At 73.1% G+C, this 23,868-nt stretch carries 22 protein-coding genes; 15 read left to right on the forward strand and 7 right to left on the reverse strand.

Going from position 1 to position 23,868, the window contains the following annotated elements:
• Positions 1–37 precede the first annotated feature (37 nt).
• The 13 genes from BXA10_RS16435 to ahcY all read left to right on the forward strand — a co-directional run bounded on the left by BXA10_RS16435 (position 38) and on the right by ahcY (position 15,098).
• On the forward strand, positions 38–451 hold the full coding sequence (locus BXA10_RS16435; protein WP_076471231.1) for a YbaB/EbfC family nucleoid-associated protein: 414 nt from the start codon (positions 38–40) through the stop codon (positions 449–451).
• Entirely contained in the window at positions 448–792 is a 345-nt protein-coding gene (locus tag BXA10_RS16440) for a hypothetical protein (RefSeq protein WP_076471232.1), read from the forward strand. The genes BXA10_RS16435 and BXA10_RS16440 overlap by 4 nt, the downstream gene beginning before the upstream one ends.
• A gap of 15 nt (positions 793–807) precedes the next feature.
• On the forward strand, positions 808–5,019 hold the full coding sequence (locus BXA10_RS16445; protein ID WP_076471233.1) for a toxin glutamine deamidase domain-containing protein: 4,212 nt from the start codon (positions 808–810) through the stop codon (positions 5,017–5,019).
• Positions 5,020–5,036: 17 nt separating this feature from the next.
• On the forward strand, positions 5,037–5,456 hold the full coding sequence (locus tag BXA10_RS16450; RefSeq protein ID WP_245828275.1) for a hypothetical protein: 420 nt from the start codon (positions 5,037–5,039) through the stop codon (positions 5,454–5,456).
• A gap of 40 nt (positions 5,457–5,496) precedes the next feature.
• On the forward strand, positions 5,497–6,087 hold the full coding sequence (locus tag BXA10_RS16455) for a DinB family protein (protein WP_076471235.1): 591 nt from the start codon (positions 5,497–5,499) through the stop codon (positions 6,085–6,087).
• A 126-nt stretch (positions 6,088–6,213) separates the two neighbouring features.
• On the forward strand, positions 6,214–6,918 hold the full coding sequence (nfi, locus tag BXA10_RS16460) for a deoxyribonuclease V (RefSeq protein ID WP_076471236.1): 705 nt from the start codon (positions 6,214–6,216) through the stop codon (positions 6,916–6,918).
• Between the two features lie 140 nt (positions 6,919–7,058).
• Positions 7,059–8,108 (forward strand): hypothetical protein, encoded by a 1,050-nt coding sequence (locus BXA10_RS16465; protein WP_076471291.1) that lies wholly within the window; start codon positions 7,059–7,061, stop codon positions 8,106–8,108.
• A gap of 68 nt (positions 8,109–8,176) precedes the next feature.
• Positions 8,177–9,562, forward strand: a complete 1,386-nt coding sequence (locus BXA10_RS16470; protein WP_076471237.1) for a phosphomannomutase/phosphoglucomutase — start codon at positions 8,177–8,179, stop codon at positions 9,560–9,562.
• A 61-nt stretch (positions 9,563–9,623) separates the two neighbouring features.
• Entirely contained in the window at positions 9,624–9,809 is a 186-nt protein-coding gene (locus tag BXA10_RS16475; protein WP_076471238.1) for a Trm112 family protein, read from the forward strand.
• Positions 9,806–11,002, forward strand: a complete 1,197-nt coding sequence (locus BXA10_RS16480) for an SIS domain-containing protein (RefSeq protein ID WP_076471239.1) — start codon at positions 9,806–9,808, stop codon at positions 11,000–11,002. The genes BXA10_RS16475 and BXA10_RS16480 overlap by 4 nt, the downstream gene beginning before the upstream one ends.
• A 67-nt stretch (positions 11,003–11,069) precedes the next feature.
• Positions 11,070–12,077: a cation diffusion facilitator family transporter gene (locus tag BXA10_RS16485; protein WP_076471240.1), complete on the forward strand. Its 1,008-nt coding sequence runs from the start codon at positions 11,070–11,072 to the stop codon at positions 12,075–12,077.
• 5 nt (positions 12,078–12,082) lie between these two features.
• Entirely contained in the window at positions 12,083–13,246 is a 1,164-nt protein-coding gene (gene manA, locus BXA10_RS16490; RefSeq protein ID WP_076471241.1) for a mannose-6-phosphate isomerase, class I, read from the forward strand.
• Between the two features lie 355 nt (positions 13,247–13,601).
• Positions 13,602–15,098, forward strand: coding sequence for an adenosylhomocysteinase (gene ahcY / locus BXA10_RS16495; protein WP_076471242.1), 1,497 nt, complete (start codon positions 13,602–13,604; stop codon positions 15,096–15,098).
• A 101-nt stretch (positions 15,099–15,199) separates the two neighbouring features.
• Here the strand turns inward: ahcY and BXA10_RS31530 are convergent, their stop codons facing one another.
• Both BXA10_RS31530 and BXA10_RS16500 read right to left on the reverse strand, forming a co-directional pair.
• A complete protein-coding gene (locus BXA10_RS31530; protein ID WP_175649223.1) occupies positions 15,200–15,352 on the reverse strand; it encodes a hypothetical protein in 153 nt (50 codons plus the stop codon).
• Positions 15,353–15,541: 189 nt separating this feature from the next.
• Positions 15,542–16,603 carry an RDD family protein gene (locus BXA10_RS16500; protein ID WP_245828276.1) on the reverse strand — a complete coding sequence of 354 codons (1,062 nt, stop codon included), beginning with the start codon at positions 16,601–16,603 and terminating at the stop codon, positions 15,542–15,544.
• Between the two features lie 39 nt (positions 16,604–16,642).
• Here BXA10_RS16500 and BXA10_RS16505 point away from each other — a divergent pair, with 39 nt between their 5' ends.
• Positions 16,643–17,656: a stage II sporulation protein M gene (locus tag BXA10_RS16505; protein ID WP_076471243.1), complete on the forward strand. Its 1,014-nt coding sequence runs from the start codon at positions 16,643–16,645 to the stop codon at positions 17,654–17,656.
• Here the strand turns inward: BXA10_RS16505 and BXA10_RS16510 are convergent.
• Genes BXA10_RS16510 through BXA10_RS16535 form a run of 5 tightly spaced genes read right to left on the reverse strand, consistent with a single transcriptional unit; the run spans position 17,627 to position 22,968 of the window.
• Positions 17,627–18,937: a DUF58 domain-containing protein gene (locus BXA10_RS16510; RefSeq protein WP_076471244.1), complete on the reverse strand. Its 1,311-nt coding sequence runs from the start codon at positions 18,935–18,937 to the stop codon at positions 17,627–17,629. The genes BXA10_RS16505 and BXA10_RS16510 overlap by 30 nt on opposite strands.
• Positions 18,934–19,890, reverse strand: coding sequence for an AAA family ATPase (locus BXA10_RS16515; RefSeq protein WP_076471293.1), 957 nt, complete (start codon positions 19,888–19,890; stop codon positions 18,934–18,936). The genes BXA10_RS16510 and BXA10_RS16515 overlap by 4 nt, the downstream gene beginning before the upstream one ends.
• Before the next feature lie 32 nt (positions 19,891–19,922).
• Entirely contained in the window at positions 19,923–21,347 is a 1,425-nt protein-coding gene (locus BXA10_RS16520; RefSeq protein ID WP_076471245.1) for a DUF4350 domain-containing protein, read from the reverse strand.
• On the reverse strand, positions 21,344–22,126 hold the full coding sequence (locus BXA10_RS30450) for a DUF4129 domain-containing protein (protein ID WP_084752872.1): 783 nt from the start codon (positions 22,124–22,126) through the stop codon (positions 21,344–21,346). The genes BXA10_RS16520 and BXA10_RS30450 overlap by 4 nt, the downstream gene beginning before the upstream one ends.
• A complete protein-coding gene (locus tag BXA10_RS16535; RefSeq protein ID WP_076471248.1) occupies positions 22,123–22,968 on the reverse strand; it encodes a hypothetical protein in 846 nt (281 codons plus the stop codon). The genes BXA10_RS30450 and BXA10_RS16535 overlap by 4 nt, the downstream gene beginning before the upstream one ends.
• 208 nt (positions 22,969–23,176) lie before the next feature.
• On the opposite strand from BXA10_RS16535, the gene mtrA reads away from it, so the two are divergent.
• Entirely contained in the window at positions 23,177–23,866 is a 690-nt protein-coding gene (mtrA, locus tag BXA10_RS16540) for an MtrAB system response regulator MtrA (protein WP_076471249.1), read from the forward strand.
• Positions 23,867–23,868 lie beyond the last annotated feature (2 nt).

Here is a 23,868-nt window from a genome sequence, read left to right on the forward strand (position 1 = left end):
GTATGGTTCGGCCTACACACGGTGACGGGGAGGCGGCGTGGCGCAGGAGGCGGACCGGTCGGCGAATCACCCGCTACGGGTCAGATTCGACGAGGTCTACGGTCAATACCAGCGGCTCAGGTCCGGTTTGGACGAACTGCGCGACCGTCTCGCCGGCCTGCGCGTGACCGAACGTTCGGCCGACGGCAGGGTGACCGCCACGGTGGGAGCCCGAGGCGAGCTGATCGCCGTCGAGCTGACGTCCGCCATCTACGGGGAGCGGGACGCCGCCGCGCTGAGCCGGACGATCACCGAGACGGTTCGGCGGGCGACCACCCGCGCGGTCACCGCCACGCAGGAGCTGGTCGCCGACCACCTGCCCGCCGGCTCCGGTTCGATGGAGTTCCTGCGTACGGGTGACTTCGGCGCGCTGCTCGAGCGGGCCGACGCGGCACTGGGCGGCGGCAGGTGACCGGCGCGGCCGACGACGGGCAGCTGTGGCTCGACGCCGCCCGGGCCCGACGCGGCGGCGCGGACCTCGATGCCGCCGGTGCGGCGGTGACCGCCCGGCGGGTCGAGATCGGCGACGGGATCGTTTCGGCAAGCGCCCAGCAGCCCTGGGGCCGGGACGACATCGGAGCGGCCTTCGAGCGCAGCTACCGCGGCTGCGAGCAGGTCGTCCTGCGCGCGTGGGAGGGGGTCGGCAACCACCTCAGCGTGCTCGGCGCCGACGTGGTGCGCTCGGTCGGCGCCAACGTGGCCACGGACGGGGCCGCCGCGGAGCGCCTCTCCCGCGTCACCGGTCAGCGCTGACCGCGGGGCGTCCCGATGACCCTGCTGCCGAGCCCGGTGCCGCACCCACTCGATTACGCGCCGTGGGACCTGCCCGGCTGGATCCACGAGGCCCTCGACTGGGTGGTGGGCGTCGAATGGCCGGAGGGGAACGAGCGCGCCGTCTGGGACCTCGCCGACCAGTGGTACGCGGTCGCCGGCGCGCTCGCCGCACCCCGGGCCGACGCGATCCAAGCCGCCGCCGAGGTGCAGAGCGGCTACGGCGCTGTCGGCGCGGTCCCCGAGGCATTCGAGGCGGCCTGGCGGCGGTTGGCCGAGGGCGACGAGGCGCCGCTGCCGGTCCTGCTCGTGGTCAGCAGCGACCTGGGCCGGATGGTCGAGGAGTGCGGCTGCGACATCGAGGCCGCGAAACTCGAAGTCTGGATCGAACTCGGCATCCTGGTCGTCGAGCTGCTGTCGCTGGCGGTCGCGGCCGTTCTCACCGCCGGTGCCGCCTCGCCTGCTGCGGGCGCGGCGATCGCCGCGAGCCGGGTGATCGTGCAGCAGATCTTCAAGCGACTCGCCGGTCAGCTCGCCCGCAAGTCGCTGCGGCACGGATTGAAGGAGGCCGGCGAGCGGGCCGCCCGGCAGGTCGCCGAGGGCGGCGTACGGGGACTGGCCCGGCGCTCGGCGCTCGGCGGACTCGCCGAGGCAGGCGAGGAGGCTGGGATCAGCCTCGCCACCCAGGCGTACCAGAATTCCACGGGCCGGCGCGACGGGCTGGACCTCACCGACCTCGGCGCCTCGGCGCTCGGCGGCCTCGCCGGGGGCGCCGCCGCACCGCTGGCCGGGCTGGGCCGACACGCGACCGGGCACGGGGCGCGCATCGGTGAGCAGTTCGCCCGGGAGATGGCCGGCGAGGTGATCGCGGAGAATGCCGCCGGCCTGGCCACCGGGGCGGGCCCGACCTCTCTGGAGGACGCCGCACGGGCCGCGGTCTCCGGCGGCACGGGAGCGGCGACAGCGCGGGCGGACGCGGCGCTCCAGGCGCGACTCGACGGCCGGCTGGACGCGCTGGCCTCGATGGACCTGGGGTTACCACCCGACCCCGGGTTGCCGGGGCCGACCGAGCCGGTGCCTCCCACCGCACCCCGCCCGCCGACCGACGAGGCGTCCGCACCCGTCACCCTGGCCGAGGCGGTCTCCACGGGCGTCGCCGTCCATCCGCCCACCGCATCGACCCCACCGGTGGAACCGGGTCCGCCGCAGTCCTTCGCCGTGGCCGCGCAGCCGTCGGTCCCGGGGACGAACGCCGGTATCCCGACGTCGAGCGCGCAACCCGTGCTGCCGGTGCAGCCGTCGACCGTGGTGGCGCAGCCGCCGGTCACAGCGACGTTGACCGACAGCCCGACGCTGAGCACGGCCGGAACGGCGTCCCCACCGATGACGGCCGGGCCGCCGTCCCTTTCGGGTTCTGCCGGCATAGCCACGGCGACGGCCGGATCGACCGCGACGGCCCCGCCGGCAACCTCCCCGATCGGTTCGGCCGCGGTCGCCACGGCTCCAGGGCCAACCGCCTCGATCTCGACCGGTTGGCCAGCCCAGCCGGCGACGCCCACCCCCGTGCTGCCGACGCCCACGCCGGCTGAGCCCGCGGCACCCGCACCGCCGCCGGTAGCGTCGGCCCCGGCCACCCGCGTGCCCGAACCAGTCCCGGGGCACAGGTCGACCGTGCCGTCGGTGGACGGCGGGGGACCGCCGCCGCGCCGGCCGGCGGTGGGCGGATCATGGACGCCGGATCAGCCGCTGCCGCCGGACCCTCGGCCGCCGGCCGACGGTTCGCCGGGGCCGGTCGGCATGCAAGGGCCACGGCCGACGACTCCCGAGTGGTACGCGGCCGCCTGGGCCGCGGACCGGGACGCCTTCGAGTTGCGCCGCCACCGGGGCCACTTCGAACACCAGCGCCGTACCCACGAGGAGAATCGGCGCCGGGACCGGGCCGCGGAGCGGCGCCGTGACGCCGAGCGCACGTACGACGAGATCCGGTGGCTGATCAGCGAGGGCCGTGAGCTGGCGCAGGCCGGCCGGCACGCCACCGCCGAGCGGTACTTCGCGGAGGCCCGCGACCGGGAACGCTGGTACCACCAGCAGTGGGACCTCGCCGAGGAGATCCTCGCCGGCACGGTGGCATCGCCCAGGATCGGCGTCGACGAGGAGAACTTCCAGCGCATCAACGACGACGTCGGTGACCTCGCAACCGGCGCGGTCGAGACGTCCGATCGCTCGGCGCTCACCGGCGACCGCCAGCCACCGCCGATCGACAGGTCACGCCGCTACGGCCGGCCCGGCGGGTTGCGTCCGCCGTTGGCGCTGCATCAGACCGACGTCGAGCGACGGGTGCCCCGGCAGCCCGACGGGCGGGTGACACGCACCCCGGATCCGCGCCAGGGCGACTGGTTCCGGCTGCTGAATGACGGAGGCCCGGCTGCGGACCCGACGCGGGGGATCAACTGCGTCGACTGCACGCTCTCGCTCTTCGACACGTGGGTGCACGGCCGTCCACGGGTGTCCGCGCCCCGCACCTTCGACGCGTACGCCGAGGGAGACGTCAACCGGCCGCTGGACGGTGAACTGAACGGACCCCGTCGGGTCGAGCAGGTCACCGGTGGTCGGTTCCAGCGGCTCTGCGAGCCCGGCGACGACATGCCGCCGGCACAACGGCGGTACGCCATCGATCGCGGGTACCGCAACCTGCGCGACCAACTGGTGCTCGGCGGGCACGGCAGCTACGCATTCGTGATCAACACGTGGGAGGGCGGCGGCTCCCACATCTCGGTCGCCCTCAACCAGAACGGCACCGTGCTCTACCTCGACCCGCAGACCGGGGGGATCGCCACCCGGCCGCTCTACCCGCACACCGGGACGCCCAACCGGTACAACTCGATAAACCTCGAGGTCCTGGTGCTCGGGTCGGACGCCCGGCCGATGCCCATGGGCGGGCTGGCTCGAGGGAGGCAGAGCGTCCTCCCGGACCTGCCCGAGTACCCACCCGCCGAGCACGACGAGGGGTACGGGCAGCCGTACCTCAACCGCCTGCACGTTCTTGCCGGCCCCGGATCGGCCGCTGCCGAGCGAGCGCCGGTGACCGACGTGATCACCGGCGCGTCGGACCTCGACAGTGCCCTCCAGGCAGGCGTGCCGCCGCCGGATCTGGCCGCAGCGTTGGACGCGCCGACGCTGCGGCGCCTCGTACCGCACCTGAGCGACGCCGACGCCGGGGACGTGGCCGCCTTCTTCGCCGACCCGCGGGCGCGCGCGCTGCTGGACGGGGCGTGGCGGGATGCGCCACCGGACGAGCCGCTACTCGCCGAGGCCCTGATCCGGCAAATGGCCGAGCGGCCAGACCTGGCGCGCATGATCCTCGCGACGCCGGAGCTGTTCGACTCGTTGACCTCTCGCCCCCTGACGTTGCACCACCTGGCGAGCCACCAACAGGCGATCGACGTCCTCGGTGACGTACTCGCCGAGATATCGGAGCGGGGAGCCGAGACGGTTGCCGCCCGGGACGTGCCACCGCCACCCCGGCCGACCGCGCTCACTCCACGTCAGTTGAAGGTCAGCCAGAGGCTGCGCGCCCGGCGGCAGGAGAGCATCCAGGCCGGTTTTGATGTGGCCCGGTGCCACGACGACCAATTCCGATCCGACTACCTGCGACGCCTCTACGACGAAGCTGCGGCAGCGCAGCTGGAGCTGAACGCCATGGTCGTGCGGCTGGCCGGCGACCGCGGGCAGCCTGGCTGGCGTCGCGCGCCGAAGGCACACCGACGAGTTCTGGACAAGCTCGTGGAATACGACAATGATGCGTCGCGCCTGACGGATCTCGCGGCCGCGAAGTTGGAGTTTCGGCGGCTGGACGACTTGTACGACGCGCTACACGAGCTGAGCCGAGACCCGGATGTGGTGGTGCTCGAGATCAAGGACCGTTTCGTTCGCCCGCCGTCGAGTGGATACCGGGATGTGCTGCTCAAGCTACGTATGTCGAATGGGCACGTCGCCGAGCTGCGCCTTCATCTCGTCGCGCTGGAGGGGGTGGCGGAATGGGAACATGCGTTGTACGAGATCAGGCGGGACCTGGATGCAATCGCTGGAGCGGCGGGCCGGCCGTTGACACTGACTGAACGCGCGGTGCGAGACGGCCTGCTCCGGCGCGGACAGGATGCTTACTGGCGTGCGTTGGGCAACGACAGAGGTGGGGTGTCGGAGGGATGAACCGACCCGGAGGTTTGGTGCTCCCAGCTTTCTTCAGCTACTACGAATCACCGATCAAGCTCGTGGAGACGACGGACGGTGGCGTGGCGGCGTGGCGCCTTTCCAAGGACACCGGCGGTTGGACTCCGGCGAACAAGCTCATCGACACTCTGCTCTTCGTTGGCGGGGACGAGATCGACGAGCTGACACGGGAGGAGTTCGTCCAGCAGACGGAGCGTGAGCGTGGTTACTACCTCACCGGTGAAGGTCCGATCTTCGCTCTCTACGAGACCGTCAGGGCCATCACGGATGCCCTGGCTCGGGAACGCCGCTACCCGACGCCCACCGAGATCGCTCTGATCGAGGGGGTGCGCCGGAGGACGTTCGTGATGTTCGAGGAGGAGTTGCAGCGGGCGGGTGATCCTGGTGCCGACCCGTCCCTGGGGCGGCAGCCCTAAACAGCTTGCGAACGGCCGGGGCGTGCAAGAGTGTCGCGGTATGGCTGACTCGCCCGCCACCGGCAAGCCCGACGCCCCACCCGCGCAGAGCTTCGCCTGGTCGAACATGTTCGTCCACCCTGACGAGGACCCGCGCTCGGAGGGCGGCTTCGACGACGAGCGGACGGTCCTCGTCGAGTATCTACGTGACCAGCGGCTCACTCTGCAGCTCAAGTGCGCCAACCTCGACGCCGAGCAGATGGCCCGTCGGGCCGTACCGCCGTCCACGTTGTCGCTGCTCGGCCTGGTCCGGCACATGGCCGAGGTGGAGCGGGGGTGGTTCCGCCGGGTGATGGCCGGCGAGGACGCGCCGGCTGTCTACCGCACGGAGAACGACCGGGACGCCGACTTCAACGGTGCGGTCGCGGATCCTGAGGTGGTCGCCGAGGCGTGGCGGAACTGGCGTACCGAGGTCGAGTTCGCCGAGCAGGTGGTGGAGCGGGCGTCCGACCTCGGGGTAACGGGTCGCAAGCGGAACGGGGAGGTCATCTCGCTGCGCGAGTTGCTGGTGCACATGATCGAGGAGTACGCGCGGCACAACGGGCACGCCGATCTGCTGCGCGAGCTGATCGACGGCCGGGTCGGCCAGTAGGTGTGACGCGACGGCGCCCGCTTCGATCCACCCGGGATCAGTGAAGTTGGGCTGTCGAGGGGAAGATGATCACCCGACTTCCGCGAAGCCGGGTGGATCAACGGGTGGATCGAGTGGGCGGGGGCGATGACCGTGCCGGACCCGGCGGCCACGCCGGCCAGTGTGGCCGACGCGGTGGCCGTGCAGGAGGAGTTGCGATCGTGGGTGGACCTCGTCGGGCCCGGCCCGGCCGAGCCGGCGACGGTGGCCGGGCTCGACGTCGCGTACGCCGAGAGCGGTGACCTGCTCGCGGCCGCCGTGACCGTGCTCGACGCCCGCACCCTCGCGGTGCTCGACCAGGCCGTGAGCGTCGGCCGGCCCGCGTTCGGGTACGTCCCGGGTCTGTTCGCGTTCCGGGAACTGCCCGCGCTGCTCGCCGCGCTGGACCGGCTGACCAGCCGGCCCGAGCTGCTGGTCTGTGACGGGCACGGGTTCGCCCACCCGCGCCGTTTCGGGCTCGCCTGTCACCTCGGTGTCGTGACCGGCCTGCCGGCCATCGGCGTCGGCAAGACCCCACTGATCGGTACCTGGGCGGCGCCGGCCGCCGAGCGGGGTGCGTGGTCGGCGCTGCGCGACGGGAACGAGGTGGTGGGCCGGGTGCTGCGTACGCGCAGCGGGGTGAAGCCGGTCTTCGTCAGCGTCGGTCACCGGATGAGTCTGGACAACGCCGTGGCCCAGGTGCTCGCGTTGACCCCGCGCTACCGGCTGCCCGAGACCACCCGGACCGCCGACCGGCTCTGCCGGGACGCCCTGGCCGCGGCGCGCACCGCGCCGCCACCCGAACGACGCTGACCTACCGACCACGCCCCGACCCGGGCGGACGAGCGGTGGAGGTATCGGCGAGTAATGAGGCACACATCCGGTGCGCTCTATGACAGGTGGGTCAGGTGGGGCGGTAGTAGCCTGACGCGGAAGCGAACGGCGAGGTGATCATGTCGGTACGGCAGGTGGCGCGGCTCGCGACCGTCGGCGCGTTGCTCGGTGGCCTGGTGCTGCTCGGCGGGTCGCCGGCGCTCGCGGACGACGACTCGGTGCGGGTGGGTTCGGCCGGCAGCTTCCGGGCCGGTGGCTCGGCCGAGGGTGTGAACGTCGAGGTGCGTAAGCGCAGCGACGGCTGCGTGATGCTGCGTACGGCGCTAAGCCTGCGGCTGGACGGCCTGCGGGCGGACCAGGTGAGAATCCAGGTCGACTACGGTGGCCGTTGGTTCCCGGTTCCCGCCAGCGGCGGCGGTGGCACGGTGAGCACGTCGCAGGTCGCACCGGCCAAGCCGTCGCTCTGCAAGGGCAAGCGCATCACCATGCGTTACCGGGTCGCCTTCGTGGCCGGGGCGCCGGGCGGGCGGCTCACCGTGATCGGCGAGGCCACCAGCGCGGCCGGCCGGACGCTGGGCCGGGGTTCTGATTCGGCGCGCGTGGACGGTGCGCGCGTGACCGCGTCCCCGACCCCGTCGAAGAAGCCGTCACCGAGCCCGACTCCGGTGGCCACCGAGGCGGCCGCCGAACCCGATTCGACCCCGGCGGTGCTGGCGGCACCGACCGGACCGAGCACGACGAACAACGCCAAGGAGTCCTCCGGCATGTCCTCGATCATGTACATCGGCTTGGGCCTGGTCGCCCTCGGGGCGCTGCTGATCGGGCTGCTGGTGCGCAGGTCCCGGCAGGACAAGTCGGCCGCCGGCGAGCCGGCCGTGCCGTCGCCGGGCTTCCCGGGTGGCACCACCTACCGGGCCGGGGCAGGGGTGCCGGCCGCCCCGGCCCGCCCCGGCCAGGTGTACGGCCAGCCGCCCGCGTCCGGCGCGGTCTACGGCGTGCCCTCCCCACGGCCCGTGGGCGGCGGTGTCTACGGCAGCCGCCCGGCCGTCGAGCCGGACGAGACCCGGCCGGTCCCCGGGCAGCGGGGTGGCCACGGGCAGGAACAGGTCCCGTCGATGCCCGCCACCGGTGGTGAACACACCGTGCTCATGCCCAGGCTGCCCGACTGACCGAGGCGTGACCGGTGCCCTCCGATACGCTCAGGGTGCGTGACGACCTGCGGCCAAGGAGTGAACCGGTGTCTGATCTGTCCCAGATCGTGAAGGCGTACGACGTCCGCGGGACGGTGCCTGACCAGTGGGACGAGCGGACCGCCGAGGCCCTCGGCGCCGCGTTCGCGCAACTACTGAACGGCTCCGACGAGCCCGGCGACGCCGTCGCGATCGGGTACGACATGCGGGGCACCTCGCCCGGCCTGGCCGCCGCGTTCGCCGCCGGCGTACGCGCGGAGGGGCGCTCGGTCATCGAGATCGGTCTCGCCTCGACGGACATGCTCTACTTCGCTGCCGGGTCGCTGAACCTGCCCGGGGCGATGTTCACCGCGAGCCACAACCCGGCCCGCTACAACGGGATCAAGATGTGCCGTGCCGGGGCTCGCCCGATCGGGCAGGACAGCGGGCTGGCCGAGATCCGTGACCGGGCGCAGGCGCTGCTGGACAAGGACGAGCCCCGCCCGGCCGGCGAGCCGACGCGGGCGGTCGAGCGGCGGGACATGCTGCCGGAGTACGCGGCGTACCTGCGCGAGCTCGTCGACCTGTCGCAGATCCGCCCGCTGAAGGTGGTGGTCGACGCGGGCAACGGCATGGCCGGCCACACCGTGCCGAGCGTGCTCGGCGACGCAGTGCTTTCGACGCTGCCGTTGGAGATCGTGCCGCTCTACTTCGAGCTGGACGGCAACTTCCCCAACCACGAGGCCAACCCGCTCGACCCGGCCAACCTGGTGGACCTACAGCGGGCGGTGGTGAAGCACGGAGCCGACATCGGGCTCGCCTTCGACGGCGACGCCGACCGGTGCTTCGTGGTGGACGAGCGGGGCGAACCCGTCTCGCCGTCCGCGATCACCGCGCTGGTCGCGGCGCGGGAGCTGGGCAAGTACCCGGGTGCCACGGTGATCCACGGTCTGATCACCTCCCGCGCGGTGCCGGAGATCATCCGGGAGCACGGCGGGGAGCCGGTGGTGGCACGGGTCGGGCACTCCTTCATCAAGGCGGAGATGGCCCGCACCAACGCGGTCTTCGGCGGCGAGCACTCCGCGCACTACTACTTCCGGGACTTCTGGTTCGCCGACACGGGCATGCTCGCCGCCATGCACACCCTGGCCGCGCTCGGCGAGCAGTCGCTGCCGCTCTCGGTGCTGGCGGGCGAGTACGAGCGGTACGTCGCCAGCGGCGAGATCAACTCCACCGTGACCGACCAGGCCGCGACGATGAGTGACGTACGCGGCGCGTACCCGGACGCCGTGGCCGATGACCTGGACGGGCTGACCCTGCGTTTCCCCGACGGGGCATGGTTCAACCTGCGCGCGTCCAACACCGAGCCGCTGCTGCGGCTGAACGTCGAGGCACCCACCCGGGACCGGATGATCTCCCTCCGCGACGAGGTGCTCGACCGGGTTCGCCGATAAGATCGCCTGCGCCGCTCGGCACCGCCGACGGTGAAGCCGCACACGTGGAAGGAGCCGCGCCGTGGCCCTGGATCCGCAGTTGCTCGAGATACTCGCCTGTCCGGACACGCACCACGCACCGCTGAACTACGACGCGCAGGCGCAGACGCTGACCTGCACCGAATGTGGCCGCATCTTCGAGGTCCGCGACGACGTGCCGGTGCTGCTGCTGGACGAGGCGCGCGGTGGCCCGGGGCAGCAGTCGTGATCGACGGGACCGCCGGGGTCAGCGGCCACCGGGAAGCCGACGAGGCCCTGCTCGACAACGCCGACGCGCTCGCCGAACGCGACCCGGGCGGCATGCTGCGGCACACCGCCGCGGCCGGCGCGCAGGTCCGCGAGTCGGCTGCGCTCGCCGCCGAGGCGAACCTGTCCGTACTCGCCGACGAGGGGCGGCCGAGGGCCGTGGTCATCGCCGGCATCGGCACCGCCGGCCGCACCGGTGACGTCCTCGCGACGGTCGCCGGACCGCGCTGCCCGGTGCCGGTCATCCCGCACCGCAGCGCCGGCGTACCGGGCTGGGTGGGCGCGGCCGACGTGGTCATCGCCGTGAGCGCCTCCGGCCGCAGCCCCGAGGCGCTGGGCGCCGCGGAGGCGGCGCACCGGCGTGGGGCGCGGCTGGTCGCGGTCGGTGCCCCCGACTCCCAACTCCAGTCGGTCGCCGAGCGGGCGCGCGCGCCGTTCATCCCGGTGCCCCGACGCGCCCCGGCCCGGGCCAGCCTCTGGGCGCTCACCGTGCCGGTGCTGCTCGCCGCCCGTACGCTCGGGCTGGTCAAGGTCAACGAGGCGGACCTGGCCGAGACCGCGGCCCGGCTCGACGCGGAGGCCGACCGGTGCCGACCCACCGCCGAGTCGTTCGTGAACCCGGCGAAGTCGCTGGCCCTCGGACTGGCCGGGTCCATCCCGATCGTCTGGGGCTCGTCACCGCTGGCGACCGTCGCGGCCCGCCGCTTCGGCGACACCCTCTCGGCGAACGCGCGGTACCCCGTCGTGACCGGGGCGCTGGGTGAGGCCGGGCGGGGCCGGGTCGGCCTGCTCGACGGGGTCTTCGGTGGTCTCGTGGAGGGCGAGCGGGACATCTTCGCCGACCCGGACGAGACCGTCGGCGACGCGACCCGGCTGCGGCTGGTGCTGCTGCGCGACGGCGGGCTGAACGCCGAGGACGACGCCGACGAACCACTCGCCGTCGAGGAACGTCGTGCCGAGGCGGTGCAGACCCTCGCGGAGCGCCGTGGCGTGCGCTGCGACGTGGTGACCGCCGAGGGCGGGTCCGCGTTGGAGCGGCTCGCCTCGCTCACCGCGGTTCCGGACTTCGCCTCGATCTACCTGGCCCTGGCCCACGGGCTGGACCCGATGGCGGTGCCCGCCATCACCGAAATGAAGGAGCTGTCGAACCAGTGATCGAACGTTGTGAGCGGCGCGGGACCCCGTCTCGTAGCGGGGTTGCGTGGCTCAGCGGAGCGGCGGCGTGAGCGCTGAAGGCGGAACCAGGGCGATCATCGCGGCCCTGCTGGCCAACATCGGCATCGCCGTCACGAAGTTCGTCGCGTTCCTGCTGACCGGCTCGTCGTCGATGCTGGCGGAAGCGATCCACTCGGTGGCCGACTCGGGCAACCAGGGGCTGCTGCTGCTCGGCGGCAAGCGGGCCAAGCGGGAAGCCACCCCGCAGCACCCGTTCGGCTACGGCCGCGAGCGCTACATCTACGCGTTCATCGTCTCCATCGTGCTGTTCAGCGTCGGTGGCCTGTTCGCGTTGTACGAGGCGTACCACAAGTACCAGGAGAAGGAGGGCATCCACGATCACCAGTGGGTGCCGATCGCGGTGCTGCTCATCGCGATCACATTGGAGTCGTTCTCCTTCCGTACGGCCATCAAGGAGTCGAACCATCTCCGGGGCGGCCAGTCCTGGGTCAAGTTCATCCGTCGCGCCAAGGCGCCGGAGCTGCCGGTGGTCCTGCTGGAGGACTTCGGCGCGCTGATCGGCCTGGTGTTCGCGCTCTTCGGCGTGAGCATGACGCTGGTCACCGGCAACGGCGAGTGGGACGCGCTGGGCACCGCCATGATCGGCATCCTGCTCGTCACCATCGCCGTGGTGCTCGCCATCGAGACGAAGAGCCTGCTGCTCGGTGAGGGTGCCGAGGCGCACGACCTGGCCGCCATCGAGCGGGCCGTGACCGAGGGGCCGGAGGTCGAGCGGATCATCCACATGAAGACGCTCTACCTGGGGCCGGAGGAGCTGATGGTGGCCGCGAAGGTCGGTGTGTCGGCCTGCGAGAGCGCCGAGGAGGTCGCCCGCGGCATCAACGCCGTGGAGGCGCGGATCCGTGCCGCCGTGCCGATCGCGCGGGTCATCTACCTCGAGCCGGACATCTACAGCGCGGCCGCTGAGCGCGCGGGCACCGGGTCCGCGTCGCGAACCGCGGTACCGCCGACGCAGGGCGCGGCGGACGAGACGGCCGAGAGGCCGGGGAGCTGAAACAAGTGGAACTGTTGTACGGCCCTGTTCGGGACTATGCCTGGGGATCCCGTTCGGCCATCGCCGCTCTGCAGGGACGGCCGGTGCCGAGCGACGGCCCCGAGGCCGAACTCTGGCTCGGCGCCCACCCGGGCGCCCCGGCCGCCGTCGAACGCGACGGCAACCGGGTCAGCCTGCTGGACGTGCTGGAGGCGGAGCCGGAGCACTGGCTCGGTCGGGAGGGCGTCAACCGGTTCGGTACCCGACTGCCGTTCCTGCTGAAGGTGCTGGCCGCGGAAGGCGCGTTGAGCCTTCAGGCCCATCCGGACGCCAAGCAGGCGCGGGCCGGCCACGCCGCCGACATCGCACGTCCGGCGGGGGAGCGCAACTACGTCGACCCGTACCACAAGCCGGAGCTGCTGGTCGCGCTCTCACCGTTCGAGGCGCTCTGCGGGTTCCGTGACCCGGCGGAGTCGGCGCGGGCGCTCGCCGAGTTCGACGTACCGTCGCTGGGGCCGGTCGTGGACGCGCTGCGTACCGGCCTGGCGGGCCTGCGCACGGCGGTCCGCACCCTGCTGACCTGGCCGCAGGAGGAACGGGCCGGGCTGGTGGCCGCGGTGGTCGCCGCGCCGGTCGACGGTCCGGACGCCGAACTGGCGCGGTCGCTGGCGGCCGAGTACCCGGCCGACCCTGGCGTGCTGGTGGCGCTGTTGCTCAACCACGTCCGGCTGGTGCCCGGTGAGGCGATCTGGATGCCGGCCGGCAACCTGCACGCCTACCTGCGCGGCACCGGTGTGGAGATCATGGCGGCGAGCGACAACGTGCTGCGTGGCGGCCTCACCCCGAAGCGGGTGGACGTCGACGAGCTGCTGCGGGTGCTGCGTTTCGAGGTGCTCGACAACCCGGTGCTCGCGGCCCGGCCGGTCGGTGCTGGGGTGGACTGCTGGCCGGTGCCGGTGGACGACTTCGCGCTGTATCGGGTGACCGTGGGTGGCGAGGTGCCGGAGGTGGAGCTCTCCGTCGCGGGCCCGCGCGTGGTTCTCTGCCTGACCGGCCAGGTCACCGTGGACGACGGGGCCGGTGTGCTGAAGCTGGAGCGCGGTCAGGCCGGGATCGGCAGCGCCGCTGGCGGTGCGCTGCGGATCACCGGGTCCGGTGCGGCGTACGTGGCCTCCAGCGGAGTGAGCTGACGGCCTGGCTGGGCCGCCCACGACCGGGCGGCCCGAGTGCCGGGGCGGCACGTGCGTCCGACAGCGGCCCGAAGTGCAGAATCGGCAAGTCCGACTTTTCCGGAATGGCTTGACGCGACGCTAGCTCAGTGTGACTCTATGGGTACGCAGCGTTATCGCGACGACGGTCCGAGAACGCGCGGGGAACCAAACCGGGGGGATGCGCGGGGCGGCCGGCTGGTGGACGGAAAGTCCGTTCACGACCGACCGCCCCGTGCGCTGTCCGGGATCCCGCGTCTCCGGGCGGCCGGGGTGCCCGCACGCCGGCGCGCGTAAGGTGGAGGGTCGCGCAGCACATCGTCCGACAGGAGCTTCCATGACCAGCACCCTCCCGGCGTCCAGCGGTACGCCGTCCGAGGCTCGGCCGAACACCGTCGCCGAGGGCGACTACAAGGTGGCGGATCTGTCGCTCGCCGAGTTCGGGCGCAAGGAGATCCGCCTCGCCGAGCACGAGATGCCCGGGCTGATGGCGATCCGTAGCGAGTTCGCCGAGGCACAGCCGCTGGCCGGTGCCCGGATCACCGGGTCGCTGCACATGACCATCCAGACGGCCGTCCTGATCGAGACCCTGGTCGCGCTCGGCGCGCAGGTCCGCTGGGCTTCCTGCAACATCTTCTCCACCCAGGACCATGCCGCCGCGGCGATCGTGGTCGGCCCGAACGGCACCCCCGACGCCCCGGCCGGCGTCCCGGTCTACGCCTGGAAGGGTGAGACGCTCGAGGAGTACTGGTGGTGCACCGAGCAGGTGCTCACCTGGCCGGACGGGCAGGGCCCGAACATGATCCTCGACGACGGCGGTGACGCCACCCTGCTCGTGCACAAGGGCGTCGAGTTCGAGAAGGCCGGCGCAGTGCCGCCCGTCGAGTCCGCCGACTCCGAGGAGTACGCGGTCATCCTCGGCCTGCTGCACCGCACGCTCGCCGAGGACGGCCAGCGCTGGACCCGGATCGCCGCCGGCATCAAGGGCGTCACCGAGGAGACCACCACCGGCGTGCACCGCCTCTACGAGATGCAGCGCGAAGGCACCCTGCTCTTCCCGGCCATCAACGTCAACGACTCGGTGACCAAGAGCAAGTTCGACAACAAGTACGGCTGCCGGCACTCGCTGATCGACGGCATCAACCGGGCCACCGACGTGCTGATCGGCGGCAAGATGGCCGTTGTGATGGGCTACGGTGACGTGGGCAAGGGCTGCGCCGAGTCGCTGCGCGGCCAGGGCGCCCGAGTCGTGGTGACCGAGGTCGACCCGATCTGCGCGCTGCAGGCCGCGATGGACGGCTACCAGGTGGCCACCCTGGACGACGTCGTGGAAAAGGCGGACATCTTCGTCACCGCCACCGGCTGCTTCAGCGTCATCACCCACGAGCACATGGCCCGGATGAAGCACCAGGCCATCGTCGGCAACATCGGCCACTTCGACAACGAGATCGACATGGCCGGCCTGGCCAAGCGCTCGGACGTCCAGCGCGAGAACATCAAGCCGCAGGTCGACCTGTGGCGGTTCGACGACGGCCACGCGATCATCGTGCTCTCCGAGGGCCGCCTGCTGAACCTGGGCAACGCGACCGGTCACCCGAGCTTCGTCATGTCGAACTCGTTCTCCAACCAGACGATCGCGCAGATCGAACTCTTCACCAAGACCGACGAGTACCCGATCGGCGTCTACGTGCTGCCCAAGCACCTGGACGAGAAGGTCGCCCGGCTGCACCTGGACGCGCTCGGCGCCAAGCTGACCACGCTCAGCAAGGAGCAGGCCGCCTACCTCGGTGTGCCGGTGGAGGGCCCCTTCAAGCCCGAGCACTACCGCTACTGACCCGATGTGAACCGGGCCGGCCGCGCGAGCGGCCGGCCCGGTTCGCGCATTCCGGAGGTATCAACCAGGGCACGGCGGTCGGTTCGCGCTTCCCGGAGGTATCAACCAGGGCCGCGGCGGCTCGGGCGGACCCAGGTCCAGACGCACCAGGCGAGCCAGGCCAACGAGACCGCGGTGGCCAGTGCCCGCAACCGCAGCGCGCTCAGCAGGAACACCACGGCCAGCACCGCCAGCCACGGGCCGAAGCCCCTCACGGTCGCCCTCCCGGCAGGGCCGGGGCGGACGCGACGGTGAAGGTGAACGGGTCGTCGGGCACGGTCGTCCTGTCTACGCGTAGGAGCGGTTCCGGATCCTCCCACAGCCGCCGCGCGCTGGCGTCCCGCACAGCCTGCCGGCCCGCACCGTCCGCGTCCCGGACGGCACGAGGGTCCGGTGCCCCACGGTCAGGCACCGGGTCGCTCGCCGGCAACGGTCGCCGGGCGTGCGGCCGGAGTGTCGGGCTGGGTGGGGGGTGCCGCCGCCGGGCGCAGCACCGGAAGGCTGGGTTGGCTCGGCGTTACCCGGCCGGTCGTTGCCGGCTCCGGCGAGGCCGGGCGGATCGGCATGGTCGGCGGGGAGGGAACCAGCTCCGGCCAGAGCGCCGAGGTCACCGCCCGGGTCCGTTGGAGCCGCTGTACCGCCCTGCGGTGCCGTTCCCCGAGCACGGCGGCCAGGTAGACGGTCTCCGGCGCGGCCAATGGTGGCGGCGGCGTGGTCACCGCGGCCGCCTCGGCCACCTCGGCCCAGAGCCCGCGGGCCAACCGGGTCCGCGCCGGCTCCGCGAAGAGGTGCACCCGCGCCAGGTACTGCCGCACGGCCAGCACCAGCTTGTCGTCGAGCCGGCTCAGGTCCAGCGTGTACGCCCAGCCGACCAGCGGCGGCACTGCGGTCGGGATGGGGCGCCACACGGACGCGGTGCGGGTGTGTACGACCAGCGTGCCGGCCACCAGGTCACCGAGGCGCCGTCCCCGTCGGTCGGTCAGCATGACCGTCACCCCGGCCACCCAGCTGATCAGCGGCAGGATGAGGCCGGGCCACTCCACGGCGACGCCGACCAGAGCCCGGGTCAGTGACTGCCGGAGCTCGACCGGGCCGCCGTCGGCGCTGATCACCCGCAGGCCGACCGCGAGCTTGCCCACCGTCTGACCATTGTTGAAGCGCTCCATCAGCACCGGGTAGCCGACCAGCACGAGGACCAGCGCGAGGGTGCCGGTCGCGCTGTTCAGCGCCGCGTCGACCAGCTCGAACGGCAGAGCCGCGAAGAGCAGCGCGATCAGCACGGCGAGCAGCAGGGCGGCCACCAGCTGGGTCAGGACGTCCAGCAGCAGCGCGAGCACCCGCGAGCCGAGCCGGGCGACCCGGACCTCCAAGGCCACCGCCTCGCCGCTGACCAGGCCGGCGTCGCTCCACGGCACGGCCCGGGCAGCGGGGCGGGTACGGGCCGGCGGTGGTGGTTGCGCGCTCACCCCGACAGTGAACACTATGATCCCCGCACGGAGGTGCATGTGGATCTCGACGCGTACGTCGCGGAGCACGGCGGACAGTGGCGGCGTCTCGAGGCGCTGTGCCGGCGCAGCCGTCTCGACGCCGAGGAGGTCGACGAACTCATCGCCCTCTACCAGCGGACGGCCACCCAGCTCTCCGTGCTGCGCAGCCGCTCACCCGACCCCGCGCTGGTCAGTCAGCTCTCCCAGCTGGTGCTGCGGGCCCGGGCGCGGATCACCGGCCGGTCCCGCCCGTCCCTCTCGGCCGTCACCAGGTTCCTGCTCGCCGGCTTTCCGGGTGCGGTCTACCGGGCCTGGCCCTGGTGGTGCGCGGTGGCGACCGCGTTCAGCGTGCTGAGCTTCTTCCTGATGTGGTTCGTCGCCGGCAACCCGGACACCGCCGCCGCGTTCATCGGCGACGACGCGGCGGCCGAGTTGGTCGAGTCGGGCTTCGCCGGTTACTACACGGAATTCTCCGCGCCGACCTTCGCCTTCCACCTCTGGACGCACAACGCCTGGATCGCCGCGCAGTGCCTGGCGTCCGGGGTGCTGATCGTGCCGGTGTTCTACCTGCTCTGGCAGAACGCGCTCAACATCGGGGTGGTCGGCGGCGTGATGATCTCGTACGGGCGGTCGGATGTCTTCTTCGGCCTCATCACCCCGCACGGACTGTTGGAGCTGACCGGGGTCTTCGTGGCCGCCGGGGTCGGTCTGCGTACGGGCTGGGCGTGGATCTCGCCGCCCGCCGAGCTGACCAGGGGCCAGGCGGTCGCTCGCGCCGGCCGTTCGGCGATCGTGGTGGCGCTCGGCCTGGTCGGGGTCTTCGCGGTCTCGGCGTTCGTCGAGGCGTTCGTCACCCCGGCCCCGGTGCCGGTTCCGTTGCGCGTCGGCCTCGGCGCCGTCGTCTGGCTCGCCTTCCTGGCGTACGTCCTCATCCTCGGCCGCCGCGCCACCCACCCGGAATCCGTCCCGGACCCGGCCGCCAACCCCGCTGGTGGGGTGGGGTCAGAGTTGGGCTCGGGCCTTCAGGCGTAGGTAGGTGTCGGCCAGGCGGGTGGCGAGGGCACCGGCCGGAGCGTCCACCACGGTGACGCCGTGGCGGGTCAACGCCGCCCGTACCCGGTCCCGTTCGGCCAGCGCCCGCCATCCGGCCGCAGCCGCGTAGGCATCCGCCGCTCTGGCCGGCGTGGTCGAGGTCATCGTGGTCAGCACCGGGTCGTGGATCGCCGCGATCACCACCCGGTGCCGCGCGGCCAGCCGGGGCAGCACCGGCAGCAGTCCCTCGCCGAGGGCTCCCGCCTCCAGCGCGGTGAACAGCACCACCAGGCTGCGCTGACGCTGCCGACGCAGGATCTCGCCGGCGATCAGTTCGAAGTCCGTCTCGACCAGGGCCGGCTGGAGCGGGGCGAGCGCGTGCACCAGCCGGGGGAGCAGCGCCGGCCGGCCGCTGCCGGTCACCGTGGCCCGGATCGCCGTGTCCGCGGCGAGCAGGTCGACGCGGTCGCCGGCCCGGGCGGCGAGCGCCGTGAGCAGCAACGCGGCGTCGATGGAGGTGTCCAGCCGGGGCTCGTCGCCGACCCGAACGGCCGAGGTGCGGCCGGTGTCGAGCACGCAGACCAGCCGCCGGTCCCGCTCCGGCCGCCAGGTGCGCACCAGCACGTCCGCCTGCCGGGCGCTGGCCCGCCAGTCGATCGACCGGATGTCGTCGCCGACCACGTACTCGCGCAGCGTGTCGAACTCGGTGCCCTGGCCACGCCCGCGGGTGACCTGGGTGCCGTCGATGATCCGCAGCCGGGCCAGCTTCTCGGGCAGGTGCCGGCGGGAGTCGAACCGGGGCAGTACGCGCAGCGTCCACGGTGGCGTGGCGGGGCGGCCCGAGCGTTGCCGGAACGCCAGCCGCATCGGCCCGTACGAGCGGATGGTCAGGGACACCGCCGGGCGGTCGCCACGCCGGGTCGGCGTCAACCGGGTGGGCAGCACCAGCGTGTCGCCGGGCGGCACCGTGACGATCCGTTCCGGGGGCACGTCGGGGCGGGCGCCAGCCGAGGGCACCCAGGCATCGCGGACCTGGGCGCGCAGCGTACGTCCGGAACCGTTGCCGAGGCGAAGCGCGACGGTGGCCGTGCCGCCGAGCCGGACCGTCCGGTCGCCCTCCCGTTCCACGCTGAGCGCGGTCGGCGGGACCGCCCGCATCCGGTCGACGAGCACGAGCAGCAACACCCCGCCGGTCATCACCAGCACGCCCGCGAACGGCGACGGCCAGAGCGGAAGGGTCAGCGCCCCGGCCGCCAGCAGCAGCGCCGCCCGCCAGGTCATCGCGGCGTCGGCACGGTGGCGAGCACCGCGTCCAGCACCGAGTCCACCCCCACGCCTTCCAGCTCCACCTCCGGCCGCAGCCGCAGCCGGTGCCGCAGGGTGGGCCGGGCCACCGCCTTCACGTCGTCCGGCACCACGTGGTCCCGTCCGGCCAGCCAGGCCCACGCCTTGGCGGTGTTCAGCAGCGCGGTCGAGCCGCGCGGCGAGGCGCCGAGCTCCAACGCGGGGGTGTTACGGGTGGCCCGGCAGAGGTCGACGAGGTAGCCGAGGAGCGGATCGGCCACGTGGACCCGGCCGACCGCGGCGCGGGCGGCCGCCAGGTCCGCGGCGGTCGCCACCGGCCGTACGCCGGCCGCGGCGAGGTCACGCGGGTCGAAACCGGCGTGGTGCGCCCGCAGCACGCCCAGCTCCTCCTCCCGGTTGGGCAGCGGCACGGTGAGCTTGAGCAGGAACCGGTCCAGCTGGGCCTCGGGCAGCGGGTAGGTGCCCTCGTACTCGACCGGGTTCTGGGTGGCGGCCACGATGAACGGGTCGGGCAGCGGACGCCGGGCACCCTCCACCGACACCTGCCGCTCCTCCATGACCTCCAGCAGCGCCGACTGGGTCTTCGGTGGCGTCCGGTTGATCTCGTCGGCGAGCAGGAGGTTGGTGAAGACCGGGCCCTCCCGGAAGGTGAACGCGGCGGTGTGCGGATCGAAGATCAACGAGCCGGTGACGTCGCCGGGCATCAGGTCGGGGGTGAACTGCACCCGCTTGGAGTCCAGGTCCAGTGCGGTGGCCACGGTGCGGATAAGCAGGGTCTTGGCCACTCCCGGTACGCCTTCGAGCAGCACGTGGCCCCGGCAGAGCAGGGCGATCACCAACCCGGTGACCACGGAGTCCTGGCCGACGACAGCCTTGCCGACCTCGGCCCGCAACCGGTGCAGGGCGGCGCGGGCATCGTCGGGGCCGATGGTCGGCGGCTCGGCGGTTGCGGCAGGTCGGGTCACCGCGGTCCTCCTTCGGTCGGGTCGGTGCGGGGCGATGGGACGGGCTGCGACCGCTCGGGCGGGGAGGCCACGACGGCACGGGTCACCGTGTCGAGCGAACGGGCCAGGGTGACCAGATCCTCGTCGGTGGCCGGGTCGTCGCCGTAGAGCAGCTCCTCGATCTGCTCCGGCTCGCCGCCCGTACGCGCCGCCACGGCCGTGGCCACCCGGTCCTGCGGCGCGTCCGCCGGCAGGTTGAGCCAGGGCAGCAGGCGGGCCAGGGCAGCCGAGCGCAGGGTACGTCCGGCCGGTCCACGGGCTCCGGCCCGCTGGTACAGGCGGGCTCGGCCAAGCGCCGTCTCGGCCGAGCGTACGGCCACGGGAAGCGGTTCCGGCGCGGGCGGCCCTAGCCGGCGGGCCCGCCACAGCGCGGCCAGCAGCAGGGCGAGCGCCAGTTGAACGAGGATCGCCCAGAACCAGAGCGGGAACGCCCCCCAGAGCGGGTTCGGCGGCGGTCCGCCGGCGGAGCCGCGGGGTGGCCCGTCGGCGGAGCCGTCGGGCGGCGTGCCGGGCCGGCCGCCCTGCCCGTTGCCGTCCGGTGGCATGGTCTCCGCGCCGGCTTCCGGGGTGGTGGGCGAGTCCGCAACCGGCGGTGGGCTGCTGCGGGCCGGCAGGGGCGGTTCGGGGCCGGCCAGGTCCAGCCAGACGATCCTCGCGTGCACCCCGAGCAGCGCGGTGGCGAACGCCTGGTTGTCCTGCTCCCCGAAACGGTCGTTGCGGAACGGGTCGTCGGCGCCGACGAGTACGGTCTCGACCGCTCCGGGCAGTCGTGCCAGCCCTGCGGAGAAGCAGAGGTCCGCGTCGACCTCGGCGTCCGGCTCGTACCGCTGGCGCTGCGCGGCGGCCTGACGTACCGGGCCCAGCTCATCGAGCGGGCACGGCGCGCCGTCGGTCTGCGGCCCCACCACCTTCGTCGCCCAGCGCCGATCGGTGAGATCCACCGGGACGCCGGTGGCGAGGAGGACCCGGACGGACGGGTCGACCAGCACCAGCCGGGTCCCGACGGGCAGCCGGGTCAGCCGGGCCAGGGTCTCCGATCGCAGGAGGTCGGCCGCCGGCACGAAGAGGGTGGCCGGCGGCCCGGTACGGGCGGTCGACAGGGCCGCGCGCGCATCGGTCTCCCGTCGGACGGTGAGGCCCCGCTGGCGCAGGGAGTCGGCGAGGCGGCTGCCGCCGTGCTCGCCGGTCTCCACCGGGGAGAGGTAACCCCGGTCGTCCGGGTCGGGGCGGTCGAGCGCGTGCGTGACCAGCGTGGTGGCGATCAGGGCGGCGACGAGTCCGAGCGGGATGGCCAACCGGTGCCAGCGCCGCCGCCGCGGCGCGGGGCCGGGCGGTCCGGCGGCCGTGCGCGGGCGGGCCGTGGCCTGCGGAACAGCTGTCACGGTCGCTCCTCCCGCAGGACGGCCGGCCGGTCGTCGGAGGCGGACCGCTCGGCCGCCAGGTTCGCCGGCACGACGCCGCCACCAGGCCCCGCGCTGCCGTCGGCACCCGCCGCGATGGCGCCGGGGTCCGCCGGGGCGGACTCGACCGGGGGTGGGGTGGCGAGCACCCGGTGCAGTTCGGCGGCGAGTTCCCGCATCCGCCGGTCGTGGTCGGCGGTGGCGGGCCGCTGCGCGTACCAGAGCTCGGAGAAGATCAGGCCGGCGGCCACCACCGGAGGGCCGGTGTGCGGCCGGTTCCGGGTGGCCGTCGAGCCGACCTCGAGCACCGTGAGCCCCGGCTGTGTGGGCACCACCTGCCGCGCCGCCAGCTCGCGGATCATGTCGCGCAGCCGCTCCCGTACCGCCTCGGCGTACCGCCCCTCGGCGGCGAGCCGGTCGGCGAGCGAGAGATGGGCGGTGAACTGATCGAGCGTCTCGTCGGGCGGCCCCGCGGGTTCGGCCGCCGGCGTGGCGTTGCCGGCGGCCCGGCGGCGACGCAGCCGCAGCCGGGGCCGGCGCAGTCGGGGCCAGCGTGGCCGGGGCAGCCGGATCCGGGGCAGTCCGATCCTGGGCAGGCGCAGCCGCGGTCGGGGGAGGCGGCGGGGAACCCAGGCCGGGAACGTGTACCACCCCAGCGCCGCCGTCACCCCGGCGACGACGAGCAGCGCCGCGACCAGCGACAGCGGGACGTGGTCGCCGAGCGCCGCGGTGGTCTCCGTCCACCACCGGCTGAAGCTCATCGGTCGGCCGCCAGCACGACGGGTTCCGGGGTTCCGGCCGGGGTGCGGGCGAGCAGGATGTCCAGGCCCTCGGTACGGATCCGGGTCTCCAGGTGCAGTACGGCGTCCAGGCAGGCGAGTGCCGGATAGGCGATGCTGTTCACGGCGGCCCAGGCCAGCAGCGCGACCGGCAGCGCCCAGCGGCTGTCAAGGAGACCGAGTTGGGACAGTCCCAGGATGACGCCGCTCGCCAGGCCGACGCGGAGGATCCACCAGCCGATGTAGCCGAGCAACCGGATCATGCCGGCGCGCATCCCGGACCGGGTGGCCAGCGCGGTGGCACGGGGCAGGACGCGGGGCAGGGACACCCGGTCGACGACGAGCGCCGGTGCGACGGCCCCCAGCAGGGCGAAGCCCACGAACCAGACCGGTCCGCAGAACGCCGCCACGCCCATCAGGCCGCCGACGACGAGCGCGAACAGGACGGTGGCACCCCAACGGCCGCCGGCTCTGTGCAGCACCTCCCCGGGGCGGGCGGTCCGGCCGAGCAGCGCGGCCGCGCCGGCCCGGGCGGCCGGATTGCCGAGCAGCGCGATGATCATGGCCTCGGCCGTCGCGCCGGTCGTGAGCAGCACCCAGTACGCGCCGAACGAACCGTCGGTCAGCCACCAGATCGGCGGTACCGTGCCGGCCGCGAGCCGCAGCGGTTGCAGTACGAGGAACTGCTCGGCGGCGGCGAGGACGAAGGCGATCGGCACCAGTACGCGGGCCTGCTCGCGTAGGAGCAGCACGGCCGAGTCGAGCAGTTCGCCCACGGTGAGCGGGCGGTGCGGGAGCACGGCGATCGGGCCGGCGTCGGGCACACGTACTCCTGGGGGACGAACGGTGGTGGCGCGCGGTGGCGCACGCGGGGATCATGGTGTCACGCCCGGCCCGATCCGGTGGACCCGCAGGTCGGCGTCGGCGCGCGGTCACCCAGCGCCGGGGACGCTGTGGCAAGCTTGCCGCGGCGATACCGTGCCGGGTGACGCCGGTCCCACCGACATTGAATGGGGATGGAAGATTAATCCCATGAGAGCCCGGGTTCTGGTGGTCGACGACGACCCCGCGCTTGCCGAGATGCTCGGCATCGTGCTGCGCAGCGAGGGTTTCCTGCCCTCTTTCGTGGCAGACGGGGAGCGGGCACTGGCCGCGTTCCGCGACAGCCGGCCCGACATCGTCCTGCTCGATCTCATGCTGCCCGGGATGAGCGGCATCGACGTGGCGCGCGCGATCCGGACGGAGTCCGGCGTGCCGATCGTCATGCTGACCGCCAAGAGCGACACGGTCGACGTGGTGCTCGGGTTGGAGTCGGGCGCTGACGACTACGTGGTCAAGCCGTTCAAGCCCAAGGAGCTGGTGGCCCGGATGCGGGCCCGGCTGCGCCGGGGCGAGGACGTCGCGCCGGAGCTGCTGACCATCGGTCCGCCCGGCAACCAGATCAGCATCGACGTGCCGGCCCACACGGTCAGCCGCAACGGCGAGGAGGTGAAGCTGACGCCGCTGGAGTTCGACCTGCTGGTCGCTCTCGCCCGCAAGCCACGGCAGGTCTTCACCCGCGAGGTGCTGCTGGAGCAGGTCTGGGGCTACCGGCACGCCGCGGACACGCGGCTGGTGAACGTGCACGTGCAGCGGCTGCGCGCCAAGATCGAGCCCGATCCGGAGCGACCGGAAATCATCCTCACCGTGCGTGGTGTGGGCTACAAGGCGGGCACCGGATAGCC

It is taken from the genome of Micromonospora avicenniae (assembly GCF_900156065.1).
Taxonomy (GTDB): Bacteria; Actinomycetota; Actinomycetes; order Mycobacteriales; family Micromonosporaceae; genus Micromonospora; species Micromonospora avicenniae.